Source organism: Gilliamella sp. (assembly GCF_024104075.1).
Taxonomy (GTDB): domain Bacteria; phylum Pseudomonadota; class Gammaproteobacteria; order Enterobacterales; family Orbaceae; genus Gilliamella; species Gilliamella bombi.
Genome location: NZ_JAGGHR010000013.1, coordinates 13350 through 39622, shown reverse-complemented (window position 1 = coordinate 39622; position 26273 = coordinate 13350). Strand labels below are relative to the sequence as shown.

21 protein-coding genes, 1 tRNA gene and 2 pseudogenes are annotated in these 26273 nt (G+C 32.5%); 11 read left to right on the top strand and 13 right to left on the bottom strand.

Annotation, left to right across the window (positions count from 1 at the left end; all coding sequences use genetic code 11):
* Positions 1 to 2: 2 nt before the first annotated feature.
* Both J6569_RS05540 and yaaA read right to left on the bottom strand, forming a co-directional pair.
* Positions 3 to 962 carry an AEC family transporter gene (locus J6569_RS05540; protein WP_296302580.1) on the bottom strand — a complete coding sequence of 320 codons (960 nt, stop codon included), beginning with the start codon at positions 960 to 962 and terminating at the stop codon, positions 3 to 5.
* A 10-nt stretch (positions 963 to 972) separates the two neighbouring features.
* Positions 973 to 1746: a peroxide stress protein YaaA gene (gene yaaA / locus J6569_RS05535; protein ID WP_296317991.1), complete on the bottom strand. Its 774-nt coding sequence runs from the start codon at positions 1744 to 1746 to the stop codon at positions 973 to 975.
* 73 nt (positions 1747 to 1819) lie between these two features.
* Between yaaA and J6569_RS05530 the strand changes: the two genes are divergently transcribed.
* Entirely contained in the window at positions 1820 to 2047 is a 228-nt protein-coding gene (locus J6569_RS05530; protein ID WP_034910542.1) for a YccJ family protein, read from the top strand.
* Positions 2048 to 2053: 6 nt separating this feature from the next.
* Positions 2054 to 2971: a ribonuclease Z gene (gene rnz, locus J6569_RS05525; protein ID WP_174798177.1), complete on the top strand. Its 918-nt coding sequence runs from the start codon at positions 2054 to 2056 to the stop codon at positions 2969 to 2971.
* Positions 2972 to 3028: 57 nt separating this feature from the next.
* Here rnz and argE read toward each other — a convergent pair whose 3' ends face one another.
* The 5 genes and pseudogenes from argE to cmoA form a co-directional block, all read right to left on the bottom strand.
* Complete coding sequence (gene argE, locus J6569_RS05520; protein WP_208610420.1) at positions 3029 to 4192, bottom strand: acetylornithine deacetylase; 1164 nt, start codon at positions 4190 to 4192, stop codon at positions 3029 to 3031.
* Between the two features lie 239 nt (positions 4193 to 4431).
* Positions 4432 to 9822, bottom strand: coding sequence for an alpha-2-macroglobulin (locus J6569_RS05515; RefSeq protein WP_296317989.1), 5391 nt, complete (start codon positions 9820 to 9822; stop codon positions 4432 to 4434).
* Positions 9806 to 10441 (bottom strand): hypothetical protein, encoded by a 636-nt coding sequence (locus J6569_RS05510; RefSeq protein ID WP_296317987.1) that lies wholly within the window; start codon positions 10439 to 10441, stop codon positions 9806 to 9808. The genes J6569_RS05515 and J6569_RS05510 overlap by 17 nt, the downstream gene beginning before the upstream one ends.
* Before the next feature lie 232 nt (positions 10442 to 10673).
* Positions 10674 to 11642 carry a tRNA 5-methoxyuridine(34)/uridine 5-oxyacetic acid(34) synthase CmoB gene (cmoB, locus tag J6569_RS05505; protein WP_296317986.1) on the bottom strand — a complete coding sequence of 323 codons (969 nt, stop codon included), beginning with the start codon at positions 11640 to 11642 and terminating at the stop codon, positions 10674 to 10676.
* Positions 11643 to 11679: 37 nt separating this feature from the next.
* Positions 11680 to 12402, bottom strand: a pseudogene (gene cmoA, locus J6569_RS05500) (carboxy-S-adenosyl-L-methionine synthase CmoA); the annotation flags it as partial.
* Positions 12403 to 12483: 81 nt separating this feature from the next.
* On the opposite strand from cmoA, the gene J6569_RS05495 reads away from it, so the two are divergent.
* Both J6569_RS05495 and rnd read left to right on the top strand, forming a co-directional pair.
* The gene (locus tag J6569_RS05495; RefSeq protein ID WP_296317982.1) at positions 12484 to 13629 is read left to right on the top strand and encodes a metallophosphoesterase; all 1146 of its coding nucleotides are present in this window, start codon (positions 12484 to 12486) and stop codon (positions 13627 to 13629) included.
* A gap of 28 nt (positions 13630 to 13657) precedes the next feature.
* Positions 13658 to 14740, top strand: coding sequence for a ribonuclease D (gene rnd / locus J6569_RS05490; RefSeq protein ID WP_296317980.1), 1083 nt, complete (start codon positions 13658 to 13660; stop codon positions 14738 to 14740).
* Positions 14741 to 14767: 27 nt separating this feature from the next.
* Here the strand turns inward: rnd and J6569_RS05485 are convergent, their stop codons facing one another.
* Positions 14768 to 15460 (bottom strand): 5'-methylthioadenosine/adenosylhomocysteine nucleosidase, encoded by a 693-nt coding sequence (locus J6569_RS05485; protein ID WP_296317978.1) that lies wholly within the window; start codon positions 15458 to 15460, stop codon positions 14768 to 14770.
* A gap of 98 nt (positions 15461 to 15558) precedes the next feature.
* On the opposite strand from J6569_RS05485, the gene J6569_RS05480 reads away from it, so the two are divergent.
* A complete protein-coding gene (locus tag J6569_RS05480; protein WP_065589815.1) occupies positions 15559 to 16329 on the top strand; it encodes an SDR family oxidoreductase in 771 nt (256 codons plus the stop codon).
* A 27-nt stretch (positions 16330 to 16356) separates the two neighbouring features.
* Positions 16357 to 17226 carry a co-chaperone YbbN gene (locus J6569_RS05475; RefSeq protein ID WP_065589816.1) on the top strand — a complete coding sequence of 290 codons (870 nt, stop codon included), beginning with the start codon at positions 16357 to 16359 and terminating at the stop codon, positions 17224 to 17226.
* Between the two features lie 252 nt (positions 17227 to 17478).
* On the opposite strand, the gene map is transcribed toward J6569_RS05475, so the two are convergent.
* A complete protein-coding gene (gene map, locus J6569_RS05470; protein WP_174798184.1) occupies positions 17479 to 18267 on the bottom strand; it encodes a type I methionyl aminopeptidase in 789 nt (262 codons plus the stop codon).
* Positions 18268 to 18488: 221 nt separating this feature from the next.
* Between map and rlmC the strand changes: the two genes are divergently transcribed.
* From rlmC to J6569_RS05455, 3 genes are all read left to right on the top strand, one after another.
* Positions 18489 to 19631 (top strand): 23S rRNA (uracil(747)-C(5))-methyltransferase RlmC, encoded by a 1143-nt coding sequence (gene rlmC / locus J6569_RS05465; protein ID WP_296317974.1) that lies wholly within the window; start codon positions 18489 to 18491, stop codon positions 19629 to 19631.
* 252 nt (positions 19632 to 19883) lie between these two features.
* Positions 19884 to 21452 carry a glutamate--cysteine ligase gene (gene gshA, locus J6569_RS05460; protein WP_065589819.1) on the top strand — a complete coding sequence of 523 codons (1569 nt, stop codon included), beginning with the start codon at positions 19884 to 19886 and terminating at the stop codon, positions 21450 to 21452.
* Complete coding sequence (locus tag J6569_RS05455; protein ID WP_085164075.1) at positions 21445 to 22224, top strand: endonuclease/exonuclease/phosphatase family protein; 780 nt, start codon at positions 21445 to 21447, stop codon at positions 22222 to 22224. Before gshA ends, J6569_RS05455 begins: the two co-directional genes overlap by 8 nt.
* Here J6569_RS05455 and J6569_RS05450 read toward each other — a convergent pair.
* The 3 genes from J6569_RS05450 to rnhA form a co-directional block, all read right to left on the bottom strand.
* The gene (locus tag J6569_RS05450; RefSeq protein ID WP_296317970.1) at positions 22205 to 23440 is read right to left on the bottom strand and encodes a transglycosylase SLT domain-containing protein; all 1236 of its coding nucleotides are present in this window, start codon (positions 23438 to 23440) and stop codon (positions 22205 to 22207) included. The genes J6569_RS05455 and J6569_RS05450 overlap by 20 nt on opposite strands.
* An 81-nt stretch (positions 23441 to 23521) precedes the next feature.
* Positions 23522 to 24208 carry a hydroxyacylglutathione hydrolase gene (gene gloB, locus J6569_RS05445; RefSeq protein ID WP_296317968.1) on the bottom strand — a complete coding sequence of 229 codons (687 nt, stop codon included), beginning with the start codon at positions 24206 to 24208 and terminating at the stop codon, positions 23522 to 23524.
* Between the two features lie 85 nt (positions 24209 to 24293).
* The gene (gene rnhA, locus J6569_RS05440) at positions 24294 to 24767 is read right to left on the bottom strand and encodes a ribonuclease HI (protein ID WP_296317966.1); all 474 of its coding nucleotides are present in this window, start codon (positions 24765 to 24767) and stop codon (positions 24294 to 24296) included.
* Positions 24768 to 24946: 179 nt separating this feature from the next.
* Between rnhA and dnaQ the strand changes: the two genes are divergently transcribed.
* A complete protein-coding gene (gene dnaQ, locus J6569_RS05435; protein ID WP_296317964.1) occupies positions 24947 to 25681 on the top strand; it encodes a DNA polymerase III subunit epsilon in 735 nt (244 codons plus the stop codon).
* 116 nt (positions 25682 to 25797) lie between these two features.
* Positions 25798 to 25874: transfer RNA gene (locus J6569_RS05430), tRNA-Asp, on the top strand.
* Positions 25875 to 25922: 48 nt separating this feature from the next.
* Here the strand turns inward: J6569_RS05430 and J6569_RS05425 are convergent.
* Positions 25923 to 26162: pseudogene (locus J6569_RS05425) on the bottom strand (tyrosine-type recombinase/integrase); the annotation flags it as partial.
* Between the last annotated feature and the right edge of the window lie 111 nt (positions 26163 to 26273).

Sequence of the window (26273 nt, the reverse complement as noted above, 5' to 3'; positions counted from 1 at the left end):
GATTAAGCAAAAGGTAACTGCAACATAATAGATAAAATCAATGGCGTTGTGATAGAAGACAGCGTCGTTGATATTAGCAAACTAGAAGCAATAGGGCCTTGCAACACTTCAAACTGCCTTGCCATCATATAACAATTTATCGCGATTGAAACCGAACTGAGTAATACCACCACTTGCAATTCTAAAGTTGGTAGTCCGATGAGCTTACCTACAATATAAGTAACAATAGGTAACACAGTCAATTTTAATGTGCAGATAGCTGTTGTAATTAAAAGTTTATCTCGAATTTTATATTCAGCCAGCCCCATTCCTAAAACAATTAATGAAAGAGGTGCTGTCATCTCACTCACCATTTTTGTTGATTTATCGATAAAGTTAGGTAACGGTAAACCAATAAAATTTACTAAAATGCCTGTAAAAATTCCAATAATAATGGGATTTTTTGATACATTTTTAAAGGCTTTAACAATCCCTTTAGTTGAAAATTTTCCCATTTGCACAAATTCAATAGAAACCGTTGCAAGGGTCCATAAAATTAACGCATTAAAGATAACGATAATGGCAACAATAGGGATAGCACTATCGCCTAATAACATTTTGATAATAGGAATACCAACAAACACGGTATTGGTGTAGATGCTACCCATAGCAAACATTGTACTTTCTGAACCATTTAACTTAAGTAATTTAGATGCAATTAAGCAGCCAATCGCAAAGACGATAAATGATCCACCAAAAAAGACGAATAACAGTTTTATATCAATTTGCGAATGTTCAGAAAAATGGCTCATGATCTGAAATAACATGATGGGAAATGCAATATAAAAGGTAAATTTGGTTAAGCTATCGGTGACTGTTTTTTGCCAACGACCTAGTTTAACTGCTAGAAAACCTAATAAAATTAACATAAAAAGGGGCAGGGTAGATAAAAACTGCGCCCATAATGTAGTCAGAAATTCCATCGTTATTACTTTATTGATGATTGCGTATGAAGTACCATTCTAAGTCAGTTGAGCGTTTTGAATCAAATTGATAGCCCTCTAGATTAAAACTTTTAATATCTTCACTTTTTTCAATGCAATTTTTTATAATATATCGGCTCATCAGTCCACGTGCTTTTTTAGCATAAAAACTGATAACTTTATAGGTATCTTTACTTTGATCTAAAAAAATAGGCTGAATTATAGTTGCATTTAATTGTTTTGGTTTGATCGCTTTGAAATATTCGTTTGAGGCTAAATTGATTAATGTGCGATGTGATGTTTTGGCTAGTTCACTATTAAGGTGTTGAGTTAATTTATCGCCCCAAAATTGATAAAGATTAGTGTTACTACCATTTTTTAAGCGGATCCCCATTTCTAACCGATAAGGTTGAATTAGGTCAAGTGGTCTTAAAATACCGTAAAGACCTGATAATATTCTTAAATGGGATTGTGCAAACTGTAGATTTTTATCAGTAAAATCTTCAACATGTAATCCTTCATAAACATCACCTTTAAAAGCAAGTATAGCTTGTCTTGCATTTTCAAGATTAAAATCACTATGCCAATCTTTAAATCGCTCATAATTAAGTTCGGCTAATTTTTTGCTAATAGACATTAAGTTAGCTAAATTCTCAACACTTAGTTTTTTGCAATCTTGAATAAGTTTTTTAGTTAAGTCAATAAATTGAGGAAGTGTGTAATTTGGGGTTAATAATGGAGATTGGTAATCCAAAGTTTTCGCCGGAGAAATAATTGTTATCATACGTATTTAGCCTATTGTGTTTTGCAGTAAATAGGTTTATTTTACCTCTAATTCAACTCAAAGGAGTAGCAAAATGAACATCGATAAAAAAGAAATACATGATATTAAATCTTGGGCTTCTGTTCGTGAAACCTCGATTGAAATTGCTGAGGCTATTTTTGAGCTAGCTAACCATGATGAAAAACTTGCCGAACAAATTTGGTCAGAAGGTAGTGATGAAGTGTTGAAAATTGCGTTTTCTAAAACCAAAGCGGATAAGTTGTTCTGGGGTGAGCAGACTATTGAACGTAAAAATGTTTAAATCTTTATGAATTTGACTTTTTTAGGGACAAGTGCTGGTTCCCCAACATTACAACGTAATGTGAGCAGTATTTTATTGGATCTTAGGCAAGAGCGGGGTAAGTTCTGGCTTTTTGATTGTGGTGAGGCAACTCAGATGCAAATGCAAAAAGCCAAGTTTAGTCTTGCTAAACTTGAGATCATTTTTTTAACACATCTACATGGCGATCATCTGTTTGGACTACCAGGTGTTTTAACTTCCCGTTCCTTGATGCAGAATCAATCTCCTTTAACATTGATCGCTCCGAAAGGAATTAAAATCCTTATCGAAACTGTTATTGAAATTAGTTATTCTTGGTTAACCTATCCTCTTAACATCATTGAGCTTGAAGAAAATTGTATCGTTTTTGAAGATAATCAGTTTCAAGTAGAAGCAAAATTATTACAACATCGTGTACCGTGTTTTGGTTATCGTATTATCGAAAAAGATCTACCTGCTCAGCTTAATATCGATAAATTAAAGCAAGATAATATTCAGGCTGGTCCTTTTTATAACGATCTTAAAAATGGTAAAACAATTACACTTGATGATGGGCGAATAATTAATGGCACAGATTACTTAGGTCAAATTAAAAAAGGCCGAAAGTTAGCAATTTTAGGTGATACTATTCCTTGCCAAACCTCAATTGATCTTGCTAATGATGTTGATTTGCTTGTTCATGAAGCAACCCAAGAACATGCTTTAGTTGATAAGGCTATTGAACGTGGTCATTCCACCACTATACATGCGGCAACGATTGCCAAACAAGCTAATGCCAAAAGACTTATAATGACTCATATAAGCCCAAGATATAATTTGAATAACAATAAAAAGTTAGTTAATGAAGCAAAAAGTGTTTTTGCAAATACTGAAATCGCTACCGATTTTGCAACTTTTTCCATTTAGTTAGATTTATTTTATAAGATTTCGCCGATGTTATTTTATCGGCGAATAAAAAACAGATTAAAGACAAAAATCCTTAATTAGTTGTTCTATTGCTATTTTAGTTGGTTTTAAAAAGTCCATTGAAATAAACTCATCGGGCTGGTGTGCTTGTTCAATTGAACCAGGTCCTAATACAATCGTTGGTGAAATTTGGTTTAGGTAGGGGGCTTCTGTGCTGTAGTTGACTGTCTGCGCACTATGACCGACTAATTTTTCAATGTGTTGTAATGCTGGATGATCTTTTTTACACTCATAGCCCGGAATTGGGGCAACTTCGTATTCTATAGCAATTCGATTTGGATATTTATCCATAACGGGTTGCAGTGCTTCACAAAGCGCATGATAAAGTGAATCAACATCGTTATCGGGCAATACACGAATATCAATCACTAGCTCACAACAACCGCAAATACGGTTGGCCGCATCCCCCCCGTGAATAACACCTAAATTTAGAGTAGGGTAAGGAACGCTAAACCCGTCATTATGATATTGTTCTTTAAATTTTTGTTTTAGTACTAACAAGCGTTCAATGACTAAATTCATCACTTCGATAGCGTTAATACCTTTATCGGGATCGCTAGAATGCCCTGATTTACCAATGACTTTAATGGAATTAGAGATAAATCCTTTATGTGCTCTGATGGGGATTAACGATGTTGGTTCGCCAATAATAGTACAGTCGGGTTGTAATTTAGTATTCTTCGCAAAAAATGCGGCACCAGCCATTGAAGTTTCTTCATCGGCGGTGGCAAGGATATAAATGGGTTTAGTTAACTTTTTAAGATCAATATCACGCAGCGCATCTAAAATAAAGGCAAAAAAGCCTTTCATATCAGCGGTGCCAAGTCCATATAACTTATTATTTTCTTCCGTTAATTTAAAGGGATCTTTACTCCATTGCCCATCATCAAACGGAACAGTGTCACTGTGTCCACTTAGCAATAAACCACCTTGGGTTTTATTTTCGGTATTTGAATAAGTAGCTAACATATTATATTTATGACGAGTATTAGGAACAGGTTGGATATCAATAGCAAAACCTAAATCTTCAAACCAACAGGCTAACTTGTCGATGAGTGCTTTGTTAGAATAATCTAATTTCTTGTTAGTAACGTTACTAATTGTTGGTATTGAAATTAGTTCGTTATATATTGTTAAAAAAGACGGTAGGGCCATAAAAATTACCTTTAAATGTTAAACGAAAATATATTATTTTATAATGCTATAAGCATAGCATTTACCTTTTCATTTGCCTATCAATAACCTTATTGTTTCATTTTCTGTTTTATATTAAGCATAAAATTAATTTAATCGTTTGAATATTAAAAGCAAGGTTTAGAATATGTTTTTTATTATTATCGTTATCTTTGATAAAAACGGGCTATAAGCCCGTTTCAGTGATTGATTAACTGTAAAAACAACTATTGTTGTGGGATGATTCTTATCTTTTGCCCACCTTTTGATACGGCTTGAATATCACGATCATACATTGCTTCACCAAATGCAGGTGGAATGCTATAGATTCCTACATTAGTTGCTTTTATTTGATAGGTGAATTCTTGTATTTTATTATTATAAGTTGAACCATAAATAATAACACGATCTTCACGTACATCTGTATATTCAGGATACCAAGTGTATTTTCCTGTTTTTATACTAATTGGTGAAATCCAGCCATAATTTTCATCATAATCATCTTCTTCATAGTCATCATATTCTTCATTATCTTGAATATATTCGTCATAATCTTTTTCCTGAGAATTTATTGGTTGTTGTACTACTTCAAAACCACCTGGTAGTAAATCAACAATGGCAATATTAGTTGCACCTTCATCTGCTAGTGCTCGGATTCTAACTGTTACGTTAATTTTATCGCCAAGTTTGACTTGTTCAATAGGTTTGCCATCAAGATCAGTAAATTCACGATATACTTCAAGCCCCCTTTTAATTGGCTCTTTAGGGATATCTTTGTCATAACCTTGTTCAGACAGCATATACCAAACAGGTAAGCTTGATTTATTAGTTATGCTTAATTGTGCATCTTGATCATTAAACTTGCCTTTAGCTAAAATTCCACTTAAATTTGCAATAATACTTTGTTTTTCTGCATCCTTTGATATTGCATTAATTTCAAGAGTATCTTTAGATAAATTTGATTGTTCAATGCTCTGCGAATAACTACTTAAAGCCAATATTGTCATTGCTGCTGATTGAGTAGTATATTTTTGTTTATTTAGCATGATAACCATATTTTCTAATGCTTGCGCAGGAATATCTTTTGCTTTTTCAGGAAAATGTTTGCTAATTAAATAGATTTTTCCTGCATTAACGACCAGTGGATCATAATAGTTGTTTAGCCACCAAGCACGATCATATGCAGCTTCTAATTGTTGCCAAACAGGTTTGATTAATTTATTTGCTTCTTTATCCATCTTTAACATTTTATATGATGAAGCTAAATACATTGCTGTTATATCTTTTTTCCATGAATCATCTTTTCGATTAAGATTGCTAATGGTAGAGGCTAAATAGCTTGTTGTAACTTGATTTTGCCTTGTTAATAAATAGATAGCATAAGCACGTACTCTTAAACCATAAGTACTAGTATCACTAGATTCAGCAATTGTTTGCAAATATTTATTAGCATTATCAAGCATTTTTTGGGGAACTTGATAACCCATTTCTTTTGCTTCAAGCATAAAGTTTACTGCATATAATGTAATAAATGGATCAACATTATAAGTTGAGTACCATAAACCAATTGCACCTTCACTATTTTGGCGAGATTGCAGCACTTGGAATAATTCTGATAATGGAGCTATTCCTTCTTTTGAGGCCAGATCAAATTCCTTATATTTACTAGCGATCAAAATAGGAATCGCGCGACTAACAATCTGTTCAGAGCAATAATGAGGGTAATCCTGCAAATAGGTACTTAGGCCTTTACTTAGTATGAATGGTGAATAAGCTGCAGCAGCTTCACGTTTACTTAAATTATTATACATGTCTCTAAAATCAGTAAACGTTTGTTTATGATCTGCCATTCTTCCCATTCTTGTGATTAATCTGTATTCAGTTAATGGCCGTATTGAAAGGCTAATATCACGAGTAATTGTTATATCATTATAGTTGGCGGAAAAGTGAAGATCGCCATTACCAAGCTGATCTGTTGCTTTAAAGTTAAATTTTAAAACCCCATCTTTGCCATTAGCCAATTCGATGGTTTTTTTATTATCACTCGTGATTGATAGATTAGGAGTGGTTGAAACTTTAACATTAATAGGAATTACTTTATCACCAATATTTTCAATAAGATTAGTTACGTTTAGTGAAACTTCAAACTCATCATTTGGTGCAGCAAAATATGGGACATTAGGTTGTAAAACAATATCATTATGTACTGTTGTTGACATTTGAGTATGTCCCATTGTTTTGTCACCAACTGATACTGCCATGATACGAATTTTGCCATTAAAATAATCAGGCACTTTATATTCAATGGTTTTATCGCCATCGACATCGATAATACCTGACCAATAAGCTACTGGTTCATCTATTTTCCGTTTAAATGGATTTAAATGATTTGATAAGACATCATCATTATCACCATCACCACCAGGTGCTGAAGCTGTTATTAAATGTCGAAATTCTGGCAATATAAGATCTAAAATTTGCGACGTTCTTACAGATAGTGCTTTTTTGCGTAAGAAGCTATTTAATGGATCTTTCAGTTTATAATTTGAGACTTGCAAAATTCCTTCGTCTACGGCAAATACAACTGCTTTTTGTGGCGTATTTGTGTGTATTGTAATTGGTAGCGTATCTCCTGGTTTTATCAGTGATGGTGCTTGTAATACGATTTTATCGTTAAATTGATCATTTGAAATTTTGAAAGGTATAACACCGTAACTAAGTGGACTCATAAAAATTTCATCTGAATTTGGATCACGAATAAATTGGACATTAATATAACCATTACCACCAATGTCTTTTGGTAGGGTTATTTTTTGTATTGAGCTTGTTGTATCTGTGTGGAACCACTTCCAAGCATACACTTTGTCGCGCTCAATAGTAATAATACCACTACCTACATAAGGAGCTGTTATTGAGACTTCTATTTCATCACCTGGGTTATATTGTGCGTCTTTAATTTTTAATGAAAGCTCCGCATTACGGTCTAAATTACGAGTAACATTCGCTTTACCTACAATAGAGTATTTACCTTGGTAAAGTAATTTGTCATCATTATTTTTGATTTGAATAATATAATTACCAGGATTTTTACTATCTAATTGATACCTAGTTTTATCTTGATTAATCTTAAATGGTTGTTCAGATAGAACCGATTCTTTACGGCGTGATTCATATTTATAAACTCCTGAAGATTGTCTAACTAATACCGATAGATATTTTTCTTCAATTAAAACAAGTTTTAGATCAGATAACTCTATTTTTTCTAAAGTCGGATTTATCGCTATAAAATCAATATGACGAACTGAATCCCTGTTAATATATCTTAAATTGCCATCCGCTTTAGCTCCGACTAAATAATCATTTGGTGAAATAAAGGTGCTTGCAGTTGTCGCAACGCTTCGTCCACTATCAGGCTCAAAAACATCGGTTAACATTCTTAGCGTGTAGTTTCCTTCAAAGCTTTGTATATTGTCATTGAGATTGAGTTTTACTATACCGTTTTCATCTGTTGTTTTTTCATCTAATTCAACTTTAAAACTATTTCTTTCACCAGAAATATTTTGGTAGAAATAGTAATCTTCATATTTTTTGAAATAAGGTGTTGATGGTTCAAGAATTAATGTATTTGTGACTCGACGATTAGTTGCATCAGTACCGATTAGGTTTTTGGCTTTAATCTCAGCTTGGATATTTTCAGGTTTTAACCAACCATCTTTTATTTCTGGCAACAACTTAAGAGAAACAGCAGTTTTATCTGGTTCAAATTCACGAACTACAACCGAACTTGAGCCTAATAGGATTCGCGATTCTTCATCATCATTTTTCAAATATAAATTAATATACCAATCACCAGTAGGGGATTCATAGTTAGTTTTATAGCTAAGTTCATTAAAACCTGATTTATTTAGTACAATCGATTTTTTGAGTGCTAGATTGGATTTTGGATCGTAAATTTCTGCTTCTACGGTGATACCCTCTAAGGAATTAGTCCATTTTTGAGCTCTAACTATGGTACCTATATGGAATGTGTCGCCAGGGCGATAAACACCTCGATCTGAAAAGATGTGAGATCGTAACTCCCCACCTTCAAGGGTTTCACGAATGCCGCCGATATCAAAACGAGATAGATTTAAATTTCTTTCATAACTTTTGATTGGTAAAAATGATAGGTCACGGTCTTTTTCAACAACATATAAAAGAGGCTTGATGCCTTGATAATATTCAGACAATGGTGCAAAACGAACATGACCATTATCATCTGTAGTTTTAGACGTAATAGCAATCCCATTCATGCCTAGAACTGAAACTTTAGCACCGCTAACGGGTTCGCCTGAACTTATTGATTGAATAAAGAGATCATTGGATTGATCAAGTGACTTTTTGGCGATAATTCCTAAATCAGTAACGACAATAAAGCGCGAAGCCATGAACTCATATTTAGTATCTTTTTTATCTTTTCCATAAAGTCTTAACAAAAAGACACCACGATTCTTATTCCCATTTGTGTTAGCAGTTAAGTAACGAGTTAAATCGACATTTGTGTATTTAACTTCTTCAGGAGCACCTGTAACGTCTTTAGTTATGCTATATTTTTCAACAAAATGATCATTATCTAATTCGCCAAAATTCATATCGTTAAATTCATAGCTTTCATTAAATGCTACTAAATGTTGAAGCTGTGAAGGGATAACGCGATCTATTTCTAACTTCATCTGCTCTATATTGCGCGATACTATAGGTAGTTTTTTCTCGCCAGATAAAGATAATAAAGAACCTGATGCGGCAAAATCAAGATAAGTTGGGTAACTAGGAACTGTTAATATTGTCTGATAATCTTGTTTTAAAAAATACCCCTCTTGAGAAGATAAAGGTTGATTAACTTCAATATATACCTTTGAGTTTTGTTCAGTTTTAAATTCAAAGCTAATTTGATTCTGATAAGCAAGTTCAGTATCAATTGGTTTTATTGATATTGGAGTTGCTCTTTCGAGTATTTCTGGTGTTACATTGTATTTTGTTTCGTATCTACCAGAAGATCTATTGTAATAGCTTTCACTATAAGAACCATTGTTATTTTCAGGTAATTGCCAAACTTTGATTGCTTTCGATACATCTTCAGATCTTACGGCATGACTTAATGATAAAACTAATACCTGCTGTATTTTTTCATTGCTTTTTTCAACCAATGTAAGCTCTGTTCTTGTAACACTTAAATGATATTTATCTGGTACAGTTACACTATTAGTTATATCATAATTCATTGAGTTACCACCTAAAGTTGATCTAACCCCTTTGTTAATTGTTATTTTTAAATAACCTTCTTTATCAAGTAAGGGAATAGGTGCGCTCTTTATATATGCGATTTTGTCATTATCACCATAGGTTATAGTAAAATCGACATGGTTTAAGAATTCATCATCGTTTTTTTCGTATGAATTGTCAGATTTCTTCTCTTTTTCATAAAGCGATAAAATAATATTTTTTTCAAAGCTTTGCCTATCAACAGGATGACTAAATCTGATTGTATTTATGACGTTCCTAATATTTGTTTCTGTAGGGTTGGAATAAAGCTCACCTCGATTTTTGAAATTATATTCAAAATTAGGAAAAAGTTGCACTATTTTTTTCTAGTTCGCTATTTTCAGCCAATAATTTTGACTTATCCAATATGACTGTATATTCAATACCAAGTGGCCACTTTCTCTCTTTTGGTGTGAATTTTATTGTTGAATCATTTGACCATGTCCATTTTCCCTCAATGTTTGGTGAAATACTAATACCTTCTGTTATTTCATCTTTATTGATTGATTCTAGGGGAATTGGTGGGCGTTTAGCACCGGTGAATTGGATATATATTATATCGTTACTTGTACTTGGTGGGACTAATTTAGCTGAATAGGTATTTATTACTATAGGTGCTGGTTCAATCGGTTTTGGGCGGTTTAAATACCAATGATAGGCATAATTTACTGAAAAATAAGCAATAAATCCTAAAATAATACTTGCGCTAATTATAGTTTTTATTTTTTTTAATACAGAACCTGTCGCATAGTAAAATCTTTTTGCATCAGGTAACCAACTTGGTGTTGACCATTTAATATCGCCAATAATTGGGCTAAATAGCCAAAAAATTCCTTTTATTAAAATAAATAAAAAAATAAGAAAGGTACTAATTATTTCCCAAGCCTTTTGCAGTATATTAAAAGGTAACAGCAAAATAAATTTGAACAACTCCATTGTTTATTTCCTATTTCTAAAAAAAATTAATGATTTATATAAAATAATTATATTTAAACACATAGTTACCTGAAAGTTTTTGACAACACTTTTTTTGTCTTTTAGTGATAGATGTTAGTCAATTAAAAAATAAACCAAATATAACTTAAGATACTATGATTTTTTACATTTCAAGGCAACCTGTAGCGGAACCTTAATTCATAAAGCTAATAACGCTTTTTTTATTATATTATTATTTTTTTGCGATAAAAACAGCTCGTATTGGGGCAGGGTAGCCTTCAATTGTTTTGGTTGAATCATCTGGATCTAAAAAGTTGGCCAGAGAATCTGATGTCATCCATTCAGTTTTGCGTTGTTCATCAAAATTAGTTAATGATATATCAACCATTCTTACATCTGAATACCCACATTTTTCCAGCCAATTAATCATTGTAGGAGTAGAAGGTATAAAATAGACATTACGCATTTGTGCATAACGATCACCTGGCATTAACGCTTGATGTAATTCTCCATCAATAACCAAAGTTTCAAGTACTAGTTGTCCACCTTCAACCAATTGATCCTTCAATTGGAATAAATGGTCAAGTGGCGAGCGGCGATGATATAAAACCCCCATTGAAAATACGGTATCAAAAGCATTAAGTTTAGGGAGATGTTCAATTCCAAGTGGTAATAAATGTGCTCGCTGATCGTTACCTAGTAGTTTACGAATAGCTTCAAATTGGCATAGATAAAGCGCCATAGGATCAATTCCGACAGCAAGTTTTGCTCCAGTGCCAATCATTCGCCATAAATGATAACCACTGTTACAACCCACATCTAAAACAATTTTATCTTCTAAACAATCAATATGATTAATTAAGCGTTCCCATTTCCAATCTGAACGCCATTCTGTATCAATATCAATTCCATACAAGTGAAAAGGACCTTTGCGCCATGGCATCATATTTTTTAATAATTGTGTTATCCTCTGCTGTTCACCCGTAGAAAGAGGCTCTTTTGATTTCGCTGTGACACTATGTAATAAATCAATTTGATAAGGTGAGATGGATGGTAAATGTTTAATACTGTTTAGCCATTGATTAAAGCGACTATCTATGTTTTGTTTTTGCCAATTTGCGAGTTGTGCAGGTAATACTTCAAGCCAACTACTAAGTCTATTTTTTGCGATAATCTGGTAAAAATCACCAAAATCAATCATTCTGTTATCCTTTATCAATTACGCTTAAATTAATCTGTTATTTTATGGCAATAATAGATCCAAAATTAAAACATTGGAACCAAGTGTCAATGTGTTTAAAACCAGCTTTAGATAGTCGCTGTTTATGTGTTTCGATAGTATCTGTTAGCATGACGTTTTCTAGCATGTTACGTTTTTGACTGATTTCAAGCTCACTATAGCCGTTAGCACGTTTAAAATCATGATGCATATTAAATAGTAATTCATCAATGCAGGTATCACTAAAACTAAATTTTTCAGATAGGACTAAAATGCCATTTGGTTTTAACGCATTATAGATATTATTTAAAACACGTTGACGATTTTCAGGAGTTAAAAATTGTAAGGTGAAGTTGAGTACAACCATTGATGCGTTTTGCATGTTAATATGGCAAATATCATCACAAATTACATCTACAGGTGTGCTTGATTTGTAGGATTCAATATGCCGCTTACAACGTTCAACCATTGGCTGAGAATTATCAACCGCAATAATATGGCAATTTTCTTGATTGACATTGCGTCGAATAGATAATGTAGCAGCGCCTAATGAACAACCTAAATCATAAATCATTGAATTAGGTTGTACAAATCTTTCGGCTAGCATGCCGATCATCGAGATAATATTAGAATAACCAGGAACAGATCGCTGCACCATATCAGGAAAAACTTCGGCAACTTTCTCATCAAAAGTCCAATCCCCCAATTTTTCAATAGGTGTGATGAATAATTGGTCTTTTTTAATATCCATAAAAAGTTATTGGTACGAAAAAAAATAATTTTGTTATCATATCATTATTCGTCTTCAATTGTTCAGATAATTATGAGTTTTATTTATTTTTCTATTTTATTTATGATGATAGTGATCAGTATTTTAATGATTGCTTATTTAGGTAAACGATGGGCATTTTGGTTCAATTTTCATTTTACTGGTTATTCTAAAATCATCTATTGGTTAATTGTTGCAATTGCTGGATTATCACTGGTGCTTTCTAGGGCATTAGATGGTATTTTTAATAAGCTATCTCTGATTTTTAATATTATTTTTGCTGGATTTTTGTGTAGTATTTTTATTTTATTGATTTTTGATGCGATCTATTTGCTCTGCAAAAAAAAATTAAAGCCTAACTTACTGCTTAGAATTGTTTATGTAAGCTTAGTTTTTTCACTATTTTATTACAGCCATGAAATGGCAATTAGTCCGAAAACCGTTTATTATCAAGTAAAAATAGATAAACCTGCTCATGTTGAAAATCTGCGTATTGTGCAGCTTAGTGATATTCATATTAATGAATTAACTTCGAGTGGATTTATTCAGCAAATGATAGATAAAGTAAATCAATTAAATGCAGATTTTATTGTAATTACAGGTGATACATTAGATAAACGTTTGGCGCCCTTTACAGAACTAGGTTTTGATAAGCAATTTCAGCAGTTAAAATCGAAACATGGTACCTACGTTATTTTTGGAAACCACGAATATTTAAATATTAGAAATCAAAATAATAGTGAAGAGAATATTATTAATGCTTTTAAGCAAGCAAAAATGAAGGTTTTAAAAGATGATATTGTATATCTTGATGATATAGGAATTACATTAATTGGGCGAGATGATTTTTCTTCTGTGCTTTATGATGTGAAAAGATCCACATTAGCTGATTTGATGATGTTTGCAGATACAAATACACCCGTTATTTTATTAGATCACCAACCCAAAGATCTTACTGAACCAGCAAAGTTAGGTGTTGATTTAATGATTTCTGGGCATACTCATGCTGGGCAAATATTTCCAATTAACCTTATTGAAAAATTAATGTATAAAAACGCTTATGGTTTGTATCAAAATGAAGATAATAATTTTACTAGCATAGTAAGTAGTGGATATGGTTTTTGGGGACCACCTATTCGCTTAATGACTCGCTCTGAAATTGTGGTGATTGATGTTGTATTTAAAAAAAGTACACAATAAATAGATTTATTTAAATAGGAATTTTACTTTGTCTTATCAACTTATTGTTAATAATGATCAGCTAGCTGAGTTTTGTTCAAAAATCGAAAAAAGCTCAGCGATTGCATTAGATACAGAATTTGTACGTACGTGTACATTTTATCCACATTTAGGGCTATTGCAGGTCTTTGATGGAAAACATGCTGCATTAATTGATCCAATCACTATTAGTGATTGGCAAGATTTTTTAACGATCTTAAAAAATCCTAAAATTGAAAAGTATTTCCACTCGTGCAGTGAAGATATCGAGGTTTTCCTTTATTACTTTGGAATGGTGCCGACTCCTATTATTGATAGCCAAATATTGGCTTCTTTTTTAGATAATCCGTTAAGTTCTGGTTATGCCAGTTTAGTAAAAAAATATTTAGAAGTAGAGCTAGATAAAAGTGAAACTCGAACAGACTGGTTAAAACGACCATTAACCGAAAAACAGTGTGAGTACGCTATTAATGATGTGTTCTATCTTTTTCCATTGGTAAACATTCTAAAATCACAATTAACCGAAAATGATTATTTGCAAGCCGCTTATCAAGAGTGCCAAATGGCGGTGGCTCGTAAATGTACAGTGATAGATCCAAATAATGCTTATCTAAATATTAAAAATAGTTGGCAATTGAAAGGGAAAAGTCTAGGTCAATTGTATAAATTAGCAAGTTGGCGATATAAATTGTCCAAAGAGCAAGATATCGCTTTAAATTTTGTTATACGCGAAGAAGTTTTGTGGAAAATAGCACGTTATTTACCGTCTTCATTAGCTGAACTTGATAAATTAGGGATGAAAGGTAAAGAAATTCGTTTATATGGGCAAAAAATTCTCGATATTTTATCTGAACCGATACCCGAGGTACCACTTATTCGTAGAATTAATACTTATCCCGATTTCAAGAAGATCTCGGATGAATTAAAAAAAGCGGCTCAAATCATTTCATTAAAAACAGGGCTTAATCAAGATTTGTTACTTTCACGGCGATTAATTAATCAATATATTAAATGGAAAATTGATAAAAAAGGTGACGTACCAGAAATACTAACTGGTTGGCGTCAACCTTTGTTTAGTGAATATTGTTTGTGACATCAGTATGCTCTTTTTGAAAAGAGTTTAGGTTAGCTCGCTTAACATTGATTCAACAATTAAGGACGATTGTGTGGCTGCAAGTTTTAAAAATGACTGAAAATCCATTGCAGATTCATTATCACCATTATCTGAGATTGCTCTTACCACTACAAACGGTACTTTAAATAGCCAGCAGACATGCCCAATTGCTGCGGCTTCCATTTCTACTGCTATGGCATTTGGAAAGGTTTGTTTGATTCGTTCTAATGTATCTTTACCATTAATAAATGCATCACCACTACCAATTGAGCCTTCAACTGCATTAACACCTTGTTTTTTTATACATGATTTGGCTAATGATTGATATTGTTGGCTTGCTTCAAATACAACTGGGCAACCGGACATTTGCCCTGGTTTATAACCAAAAGCGGTTAAATCGACATCATGATAAAATACGTCTTTTGATACGATAATGTCACCAATATTGAGTTCGGTTGAAAGTCCTCCAGCTGAACCGGTATTAATAACGGCATCAACCTTGTAATTATTTAATAATAATGTTGTGCCTGAAGCTGCGGCTACTTTACCAATGCCTGATTGAAATAGAACTATTTCACAACCGGCAATTTGACCAAGGTGAAAATCACAACCTAAATGGCGTTCAACTTGATAATGGGTAATTTTACTTTTTAATATGGCAACTTCTTCTTCCATTGCAGCAATAATAGCGATTTTCATACGATCCTCTGGCTTAGTTTGGGTAACTTCTATTTAAGTGTGATATCATAATTGCAGAAGATTAGCTTGACAATATATGAATAAAACGGAGATAAAAATTGAAAACAATTTTTATTACAGGCTGTTCAAGTGGAATAGGACTTATTTCAGCCATTGCATTAAAAAAACGTGGTTATCGAGTTATTGCGTCTTGTCGCAAAAAGTCTGACCAGCAAAAATTAATTGAACAAGGATTTGAAACTGTATTACTTGATTTAGATAATCCTGATTCTGTGCATTTAGCCGCTAAAGAAGTGTTAACTATGACAGGCGGACAATTATATGCATTATTTAATAATGCCGGCTTTGGAGTATATGGGCGATTAGCAACAATTAGCCGAGAGCAGTTAGAGTCACAATTCTCAACCAATTTCTTTGGTGTACATCAGTTAACTCAGTTACTACTTCCTGCAATGCTTGCAGAAAATGAAGGACGTATTATTCAAACCAGCTCAATTGTTGGCATTGTTGCCACTCCTGGTAGAGGAGCTTATTCAGCAAGTAAATATGCTTTAGAAGCATGGTCTGATGTACTAAGATTAGAATTAGCTAATACCAATATCAAAGTTAGTTTAATTGAACCTGGGCCATTAAAAACGTATTTTTCAAATAATGTTAATCAAATAGAAAAAGAAAATATTGTAAAAAATCCACCTATTGCCAAACGATTTACGTTACCGCCAGAAGCTTTGTTACCTTACTTATTTCATGCGCTTGAGCATAGAACTCCCAAAATACGTTACAGGGTAACAAAAGTAACAAAAATAGCGGCTATTGCTAAACGTTTGCTTCCTGATAGATTAATGGATAGAATTTTAAAAAATAAATAATGAATCAAAGTATTCTTAGGACATAATATGCAAAATCAATTTATTTTTGATGTTAATGAACAAAATATTCAAGAGATTATAAAAAGATCTTCTCAATCCCCTGTGTTGTTTTATTTTTGGTCATCAAGAAGTCCCAATTATGAAGCAATGACTCAAACTTTAACTAAATTAGCTAATGAACATCATGGTCAATTTATTTTGGCAAGTGTTAATTGCGATGAAGAGCAAATGCTGGCTGCTCAATTTGGTTTGCGGGCCATTCCAACTGTTTATTTATTTCAAAATGGTCAACCTGTTGATGGCTTTCAAGGTCCTCAATCCGAAGAAACCATTAAAACTTTTTTAGAAAAAGTGCTACCAAATGAAGATGAGCTTAAATTAATTGAAGCTCAAAATTTATTTCATGAGGCTAAATATGAAGAAGCATTACCACTGTTACGGCAAACCTGGAAATCACTAACCGATCATTTGGGTAAACCAAGAACCGATATTGCATTAATGCTAATAAAATCACAAATTGAACTTAAACAGCTAAGTGAAGCAAAAGAAGTGCTGGCAACTATTCCGCTACAAGATCAAGATTCAAGCTATCATGGATTACAAGCCGAAATTGAATTACTTGAACAAGCGGCTAATTCACCAGAACTACAACAATTACAGGCAGAATTTGCTCAACATCCTGATAACGTTGAACTAATGATTCAATTGTCTTCCCAATTAATGCATGTAGGACGTCATGAGGAAGCATTAGAGTTGTTGTTCAAACCATTGACAAAAGATCTTAATGCTGGTGACGGGCAAGTGAAGAAGACATTACTCGATTTATTGGCGGCATTAGGAACAAGTAATCCGTTAGCTAGTAGTTATCGACGTAAATTGTATACTTTATTATATTAAGATTTATGAAATTTAAACTGGAACGAATTTTTAAGCGTTTACTTATAGGTTTATTGTTTTTGCTAAGTATAAACAGTGGGTTTGCTATTATATGTGCTTCTTATGTTCGTTCTCTAAAAAAAGATATACATAGAAGTAAAATCGATGAACTAAATAAAAAATTAGCACAAAAAAATTCGAATATAAAAATTATTGATAGAGACTTATAAAGTTAAACGATTCAACAATAAGCTATTGTTGAATCGTTTTTATTTAGTGTTCAATAATTCGAGGGAAGTTTTCATTACTACGCAATGTTAAGACTTCAACTCCATTATCAGTAACTAAAATAGTATGTTCATATTGAGCGGAAAGTCCATGATCTTTGGTTTTAACTGTCCAGCCATCTTTCATGGTACGGGTACGCCAATCACCCGTATTTATCATTGGTTCAATGGTAAAGGTCATTCCTGGTTTTAAAATTACACCGCCGTCATCAGCATCATAATGTAAAACTTGAGGTTCGTCATGATAGACTTCACCAATACCATGACCACAGTATTCTCTAACAGATGAAAATCCAAATTTATCAACATGTTTTTGAATGGTTTTACCAATTTCTTTTAGACGGATACCTGGTTTTATAATTCTAATTGCTGCATATAGACTTTCTTGCGCTACTTGACACAGTTTTTCACCAACAATTGTCGGTTTACCTGCTATGTACATTCTGGATGTATCACCATGATAGCCATCTTTAATAACTGTCACATCAATATTTAGAATATCGCCATCTTTTAACTTTTTGTCAAAACTTGGAATACCATGACAAACCACATCATTAATTGAAATACAACTGGTGTGTTGATAACCATGATAACCAATATTAGCCGGAATAGCCTTTTGGACATTGACGATATGTTCATAACAGATCTTGTCTAGTTCACCTGTAGTAATACCAGGTTTAACATAAGGCTCTATCATTTCTAAAACTTCAGCAGCGAGTTTGCCTGCTATACGCATTTTTTCAATTTCAGCAGGGGTTTTTAACTTTATAGACATTAATTTTTTCCTTTAATATTAATGACAATATCCTATCATACAGCACTATTTCGTCAAATTATACCAGAGAATTAATTATACCTTTTTCTTATATTCCTATAATTTTTTTGTAAAAAAGTTTCAGGAAAATATATGTTTTAGTATAAAATTCAAAACTATTATTATATTCGTTCGATATTCTGTATATAATTATACCCATTATAAAAAAGGCTTTAATCGCAATGCAATGTCACTTTTACCAACAAAAAAAGTGTTTATCTTGCCAATGGATAGAACATCCTTATCATGTACAACTGGCAGAAAAACAAAATAAGTTATTACAAAAATTAATCCAATTTAAACCAAACAAGGTTGAAGAACCTTTTGCTAGTCATGAAACCGCTTTTCGTAATAAAGCAAAGATGGCAGTGTTAGGTAGTGTTGAAAAGCCCGTTTTAGGTATACAAACGGGGAATGAGGCCGTCGATTTATGCGATTGTCCTCTTTACTCAAACAGTATGCAAAATATCTTAAAACTTGTTCGAACTTTCATTCGTAAACAAGGGCTTATTCCTTATAATATTAATAAGCGTAAAGGGGAGTTGAAATTTGTTATAATTACTGAAAGTAAAATTGAGAGTACGAGCAACTTTATGTTGCGATTTGTTTTAAAATCACACAAGTTTGTTGCTAAAATAAATGATTCTATTAAACAATTACAAGACAAAATTCAAAATTTAGACGTAATCTCGATAAATATTCAACCAAATCATGCGGCTATTTTAGAAGGTGAAGAAGAAATAGTCTTAACTGATAATTCATTTCTTCCGATAACTTTAAATAACACTCCTCTTTTTATTAAACCTAAAAGCTTTTTTCAAACAAATCCATATGTTGCCAGCAGCCTTTATAAAACAGCAAGTGACTGGGTCACAGATTTACCTATTCATTCTATTTGGGATATGTTTTGTGGGGTAGGTGGTTTTGGGTTAAGTTGTGCTAACCTTGTTGCTGAGAAAAATATTAGCCTTACAGGTATTGAAATTAATTCAGACGCAATTGAGTGTGCAACTAAATCAGCAAAAAAATTAGGTTATAAACAATTAAACTTTAAAGCATTTGACGCAACACAATACGCTACAGCTCAAAAAAATGTACCGGATTTAGTTTTACTAAATCCCCCAAGACGAGGGGCAGGTAAAGTACTTATGCAGTATTTGAAACAAATGGCACCTAATTATATTATGTATTCAAGTTGTAACTTATTTTCATTAGTTGATGATTTAATGTTACTGCCAAATTATCAAATCCAAAAAGTAAAATTATTTGACATGTTTCCGCATACTTCACATATGGAAGTATTAGTTTTATTGCAACGATTATAAATAAAATAGATTTATGATAAATATTATATGTGCTATTTCCTATCCATGAAATAGCTGTTATTTTTTAAAAGTTGTCATGCTTTTAAGATCAAATTATTTGTAATAAAAATAGTAAATTATAGTTTTTAGGATTGCTATATTACGACGTATAATGCTTTTTATTCCAAATGTTGTCATAAATTAGCCCATCGCATAATTTTAAATTATGCTAATATAAATATCAAATAACTAAATTTTAAGGAAGCGCAAAATATGATTCCTGATGTCTCAAAAGCACTTAGTTGGTTAGAAAAACACTACACCATTTTACAAGGTATTCAACGTGGTATTGAACGAGAAACTTTACGTATTTTGCCTGATGGATCATTGTCAAAAACGCCATTTCCTTCAAAAATTGGTGCTGCGTTAACCCACCCTTGGATAACAACTGATTTTGCCGAATCAATGTTAGAATTTATCACGCCAGTTAATACTAATATTGATTATATGTTGACGTTTTTGCGCGATTTGCATCGTTATGCTAGCGTAAATATTGGTGATGAAATGATGTGGCCTTTAAGTATGCCTTGTTTTGTTGCAAACGAAAAAGATATTATTCTTGCTCAATATGGTACTTCTAATGAAGGTCGCTTTAAAACGATTTATCGTGAAGGATTGAAAAACCGCTATGGTGCAATGATGCAGACCATTTCAGGTGTTCACTATAATTTTTCACTACCAACTGCATTTTGGCAAGCAAGAGAAGGGGTTAAAAATACCGAAGAAGGCAAAGCTGTAATTTCTGAAGGTTATTTTACCTTAATACGAAATTATTATCGTTTTGGTTGGGTTATTCCTTATTTATTTGGTGCATCGCCATCAATGTGTTCTTCATTTATTCAAGATCCAGTTAAAGCACAAGCCTTTATTGAACAAACAAATGGCAACTGCTATTTGCCTTATGCAACTTCTTTAAGATTAAGTGATATTGGATACACCAATAATGCTCAAAAACAGCTTGGTATTACTTTTAACCATTTAAATACATATGTTGAGGGACTAAAACGGGCAACGCGCACAAAGTCTGTAGATTTTGCTAAGTTGGGAATTAAAGCGGATGGGCATTATCGCCAATTAAATGATAATGTATTACAGATTGAAAATGAGTTTTACGCACCTATTCGACCTAAACGAGTGCCAATGGCAGGGGAATCTCCATCGGATGCACTTTTGCGTGGTGGTATTGAGTATATTGAAGTAAGAGCATTAGATGTTAATCCATTTTCGCCAATAGGAATTACTGAAGATCAAATACGTTTTATAGATCTATTTTTAATTTGGTGTGCACTAGCACCAGCACCAGAGATGAGTAGTAAAGAACTTGAATGTGCTAAATTGAATTGGAATAAAGTCATAATAGAAGGGCGAAAACCAGGACTTGAGATTGGTATTGGTTGTGAAAGTAATCGAGAGCCATTATCTAAAGTTGGTCACGAATTATTTAAAGATTTGTTACGTGTTGCTGATGTTTTAGATCATCAAGATGATATGCAGCGTTATCGTAATGTTTGTGAACGTCTAGATTTAATGTTTGATCAACCAGAATTAACTTTATCAGCAAGAACATTGCAAGCGATAAGTGATTTAGGTACAGCTGAATTTGGTTTAGCTTTAGCAAATCAATATAAAAAACAACTTATGGTAGAACCTTTAGCATTATTAACTGAAGGTGATTTTGTACAACAACGCCATTTATCTATTGAGAAACAGATAAAGAAAGAGCAAGGAGATACTTTATCTTTTGATGAATATTTGGAAAAATTGAACGCCAAAAATGTTTAAAAAGCGCTGTTATACTTTACGTTATCAGGCAGATAACAAAGTTGAGTTGGTTTTACCTAATCAATCAATAATAGTTAATACGCCATTAATTGATCAAACATCGTTTTCTATTTTAGTTTGGAATATTTTTAAACTAAAAAGGGCTGATTGCATTGATATACTCAAAAACTATGTTGATAAGATTAAACTTATTTTGTTACAAGAAGCTCAAACAACATCGCCGTTACTAAATTTTATTTCACAACACAATAAAATTGCGGATCATGTTCCAGCATATTGTTTTAACGATATTTATGCTGGAGTCATGACAATTTCAGACACTTTGCCAACCTCACTTTTTTCTTTTAGAGAAAAAGAACCATTAATCCGTGTCCCTAAATCTGCTTTAATTACTATTTATCCTATTAGCAATTCCAAACAACAGTTATTAGTTGCTAATATTCATGCCGTAAATTTCAGTATTGGTGTGAAAGTTTATCGCCAGCAAATACACATGCTATTAAATCATATAAAAGAGCATACTGGTCCAGTGATTTTGGCCGGTGATTTTAATGCATGGAGTCGGCAACGATTAAATTTGTTGTATCATTTTGTCCGTTCAATTGAACTTAAACCGGTTAATTTTTCAGTAGATGTTCGAAAGAGATTTATGGGCAGACCACTTGATTTTGTTTTTTATCGAGGATTACAACTTAATGCGGCTGAAATTATTAGCACAACCGCATCAGATCATAATCCTTTATTAGTAAATTTTAGATTGGATTTGCGTTGACAAGATTAATTGTCAACATATCACCTTCTTGAACTCTAGAATTTTTTAGATTATTCCATTGCAAGATATCGGTAATTTTCACACGATAATTTTGAGCTATAGAGTAGAGGCTATCTCCTGCTTTAACAAGATAAACAATCTTTTTTACATTTTTGGAAAAACTATCCTTACTTACTATACTGTTACTTTGAATAAAACTTGTTCTAAATTCAAACGCCATATTAGAACGAGGAGTATCTTGTAAAAGTTCTGTAATTTCATTCACAACAAGGTTTTCTGCTTGTAGCTTTTTGAATAAACTTTTAGCATGAGCATAAGGAACAAGCAAATGGAAAGGGCCATTTAATGTTTGTTGCACATATCCAGCATTATAAGTAGCTAATTCATCAAGTGATAGTTCTGAGTATTTAGCAATTTTAGCAAGAGAAATATTTTTTGATATATCAATTCTAACGAGTGAATTTTCATAATTACAATCAGGTAATTTAATTCCATATCGTTTATTATTCTTAACAATATCAATAATTGCTAAAATTTTAGGCACATAGTGCATAGTTTCTGTTGGTAAGTCTAGCGACCAATAATTAATTGGTAAACCTTTAGCCTGATTTCTCTCAATGGCTTTTCTTACTCGACCTTCACCTGCATTATAAGCAGCCAAGGTCAATAGCCAATCACCATCAAAACGCTTATTTAAATTTTGTAAAAGTGAAATAGCTGAATTAGTCGATGCAATTAGATCTCGACGAGCATCAAACGAACTACTTCGCTGTAGTCCATACTCCTTAGCTGTAATAGGAACAAATTGCCATAATCCTGCAGCTTGAGCAGAGGATGTAGCAAGTGGGTCATAAGCGCTTTCAATAAGAGGAATTAAAGCTAGCTCAGCAGGTAAGTTATTTTTATGAAGCTGATTAATAATGTAATAAACATAAGGCTCTGAACGTAACGCAACGGCTTCAAAACCTTTAGGATTACGTAATAATCGTTCTCTTTCCGCGCTAACGCGACTATTTTCTGGAACATTAGCCTCAATCTGATTCAGCATATATTGCCATGGATTTTGAGTAATAGATACATAATTACTGGAACTATTTGTATTATTAGCTGTGTTTTTTGAATACTTTATTCTAACAACAGGATTATATCGTGGTCCATGATGCTGACATGCGATTAAAAACAAACATAACGCTGTAAATATTAATAACTTTTTCATTAGTCCGTAAATTTTACCTAAATTAAGATTAGCATTATACCTAAAAAATATCTTTTTGGCTTCTAAAAAAAACAAACAATTCTAATTCATTATTAATTTTGAACTTATTTTGTAATTTAGTTTCATGACATCGTAAAAATAAATTAATTTTTTTTCGTCAGATAAATTAGACGGTAATGTTATTAATTTATTAGAAATCGAATCTAAATAGCTTTCGATATTTTTGTCATCGGGCAGCATTTGGGACGCAAATGCTAAATTTGATAAAGTATATTCATGACCTGCACAGATTAAAGTATCATTAGGCAGTTGTTTTAATTGTTTTAAAGAATTTAACATTTGTTCATGAGTCCCTTCAAAAATCCTTCCACAACCGGCTGAAAATAAAGTATCTCCGGAAAATAAATAGGGCCTGCAATAATATGCCAAATGACCAAGAGTGTGCCCTGGTACTTCTATAACTTCAAAACTAAAATCACCAATACATACTTTATCTTGTTTGATAAGATAATTAATTGGTAAATTGATTTCACTTGGACCGTAAACATCAATATCTTGATATTGAGCTTTTAATTCGTTTACTCCTCCAGTGTGATCAATATGGTGATGAGTAAGTAAAATTCCAAGGGGTATTAATTTATGCTTATTAATATAATTAATAACAGGTTCGGCTTCCCCAGGATCGATAATTATGGCTTGGTTACTGGCATTGGTTAGAATCCAAATATAATTATCCTTTAAGGATGCAATGCTATGTAGTTTATACATTTTAATTTTTTACCATTAATTATAAATTATGTCGTTAAAAGCAAATAAACTTTTTAAAATTGAATAAAAATATTTAATTAATACATTAAACATTTATGCATTGTTCAAATATAGTATCTTGTAATGTAGGGGATTGAGCTTGTTTTTTAGCTATAATGTCACAACGCTCGTTTTCAATGTGCCCAGCATGCCCTTTTACCCAAATCCATTCAATCTTATGAATCTGCACTAATTCATCTAATCTTTTCCATAAGTCGACATTTTTTACTGGTTGTTTGTTGGCGGTCTTCCAACCATTTTTTTTCCAACCATGTATCCAATTGATGATTCCATTTCGCAAATATTGACTATCAGAATATAACTCAATTTGACAAGGCTGCTTTAATTGTTCTAAAGCAACAATTGCAGCTAATAATTCCATACGATTATTTGTAGTTTTAAAAAAACCTTCTGATAATATTTTTTCGTTTGTTTTATATTTTAAAATTGCAGCATAACCACCAGGACCGGGGTTACCTAGGCAAGAGCCATCAGTATATATTTCAATTTTTTTTAACATCTTTTTAATTTCATTTATGACTATTTAAATTTTTTATTAATTTATTTACTGTAATTCTGTGACTTAAGTAAATTAAGGACTATATTAATTTTTGAATGTATCAACTTTAAGGGATTTTGGTGCTAGACTATACCATTAAATAAAAGTTTTTCCCAACGATTGATATAAAAGAGAAGAAAGTGATCCATAATTCTACACGACAAATTGTATTAGATACTGAAACGACAGGTATGAACCAAGAAGGTAATAATCATTATGAAGGACATAAGATTATTGAAATTGGCGCTGTTGAAATTATTAATCGACGTTTAACTGGTAACCATTTTCATGTTTACATAAACCCCGAACGCTTAATTGATGAAGATGCATTTAAAGTGCATGGAATCAGTGATGATTTTGTTAAAGATAAACCTATATTTAAAAATGTTGCTCACGATTTTATTAAATTTATAGATGGTGCCGAGTTAATTATCCATAATGCATCATTTGACGTAGGTTTTATGGATTATGAATTTCGTCTTTGTGGTCTGGATTTTAAAACAGCTGATCATTGTCTTATTACTGATACCTTGGCTATGGCAAGGCGTTTGTTTCCAGGTAAACGTAATAATTTAGATGTGTTATGTGAACGTTATCAGATAGATAATTCCCACCGAACATTGCATGGTGCATTATTAGATGCTGAGATTTTAGCTGAAGTTTATTTAGCTATGACAGGTGGGCAAACGACATTGTCTTTTAGTTCTGAAGATAATAACTCATCTTTATCAGAATCTAATTCAATTAAAAGAGTAGAACGTAATGGTGTGCCTTTGAAAGTAATCAGAGCCACAGGACATGAACTTTCTGAACATGAGATTATTTTAAAAAAAATTGACAAAAAAAGTGGGGGAGCATTGTGGAATATAAATTAATGATTGTTTTGTATTCAATTGATCGCATATTTTAAAAATTTTATTGACGAGAATAAAAATAATCTTTAATATCACGCCTACTTTAACGTTTCGACGTTAAAGCTATCAAATAAAGCGGAGCGGTAGTTCAGTTGGTTAGAATACCTGCCTGTCACGCAGGGGGTCGCGGGTTCGAGCCCCGTCCGTTCCGCCAATTCTTAAAGAATATCAATCGATTAAAGCACTCTGCGAAAGCGCTTTTTTATTGCAATACTTTTTGTGTCAAATTTGTGGCACTTTCTGATAACGCATTTTCCGAAGCTGCTAGCAAATGCCTAGAAGATAAGTGGGCATATCTTCTAACTGTATCAGCTTTACTCCACGCTCCTAAATTTTGTAGTGCGTGTGGATGAGTGCCATTCATTGAGTGTCTGCTTGCCCAAACGTGCCTTAAATCGTGAAATCTAAGATGGGATAGACCAGCTCTTTTACGAGCGTTTCTCTGTAACTACCCCCTAAAATAGTACAGCAAAAAAGTAGAAAATTCTCTATGATAAAAGAAAAGGGGGATTTAATTATGAAAAAAATGACTGAACATCAAATTGTCGCTATT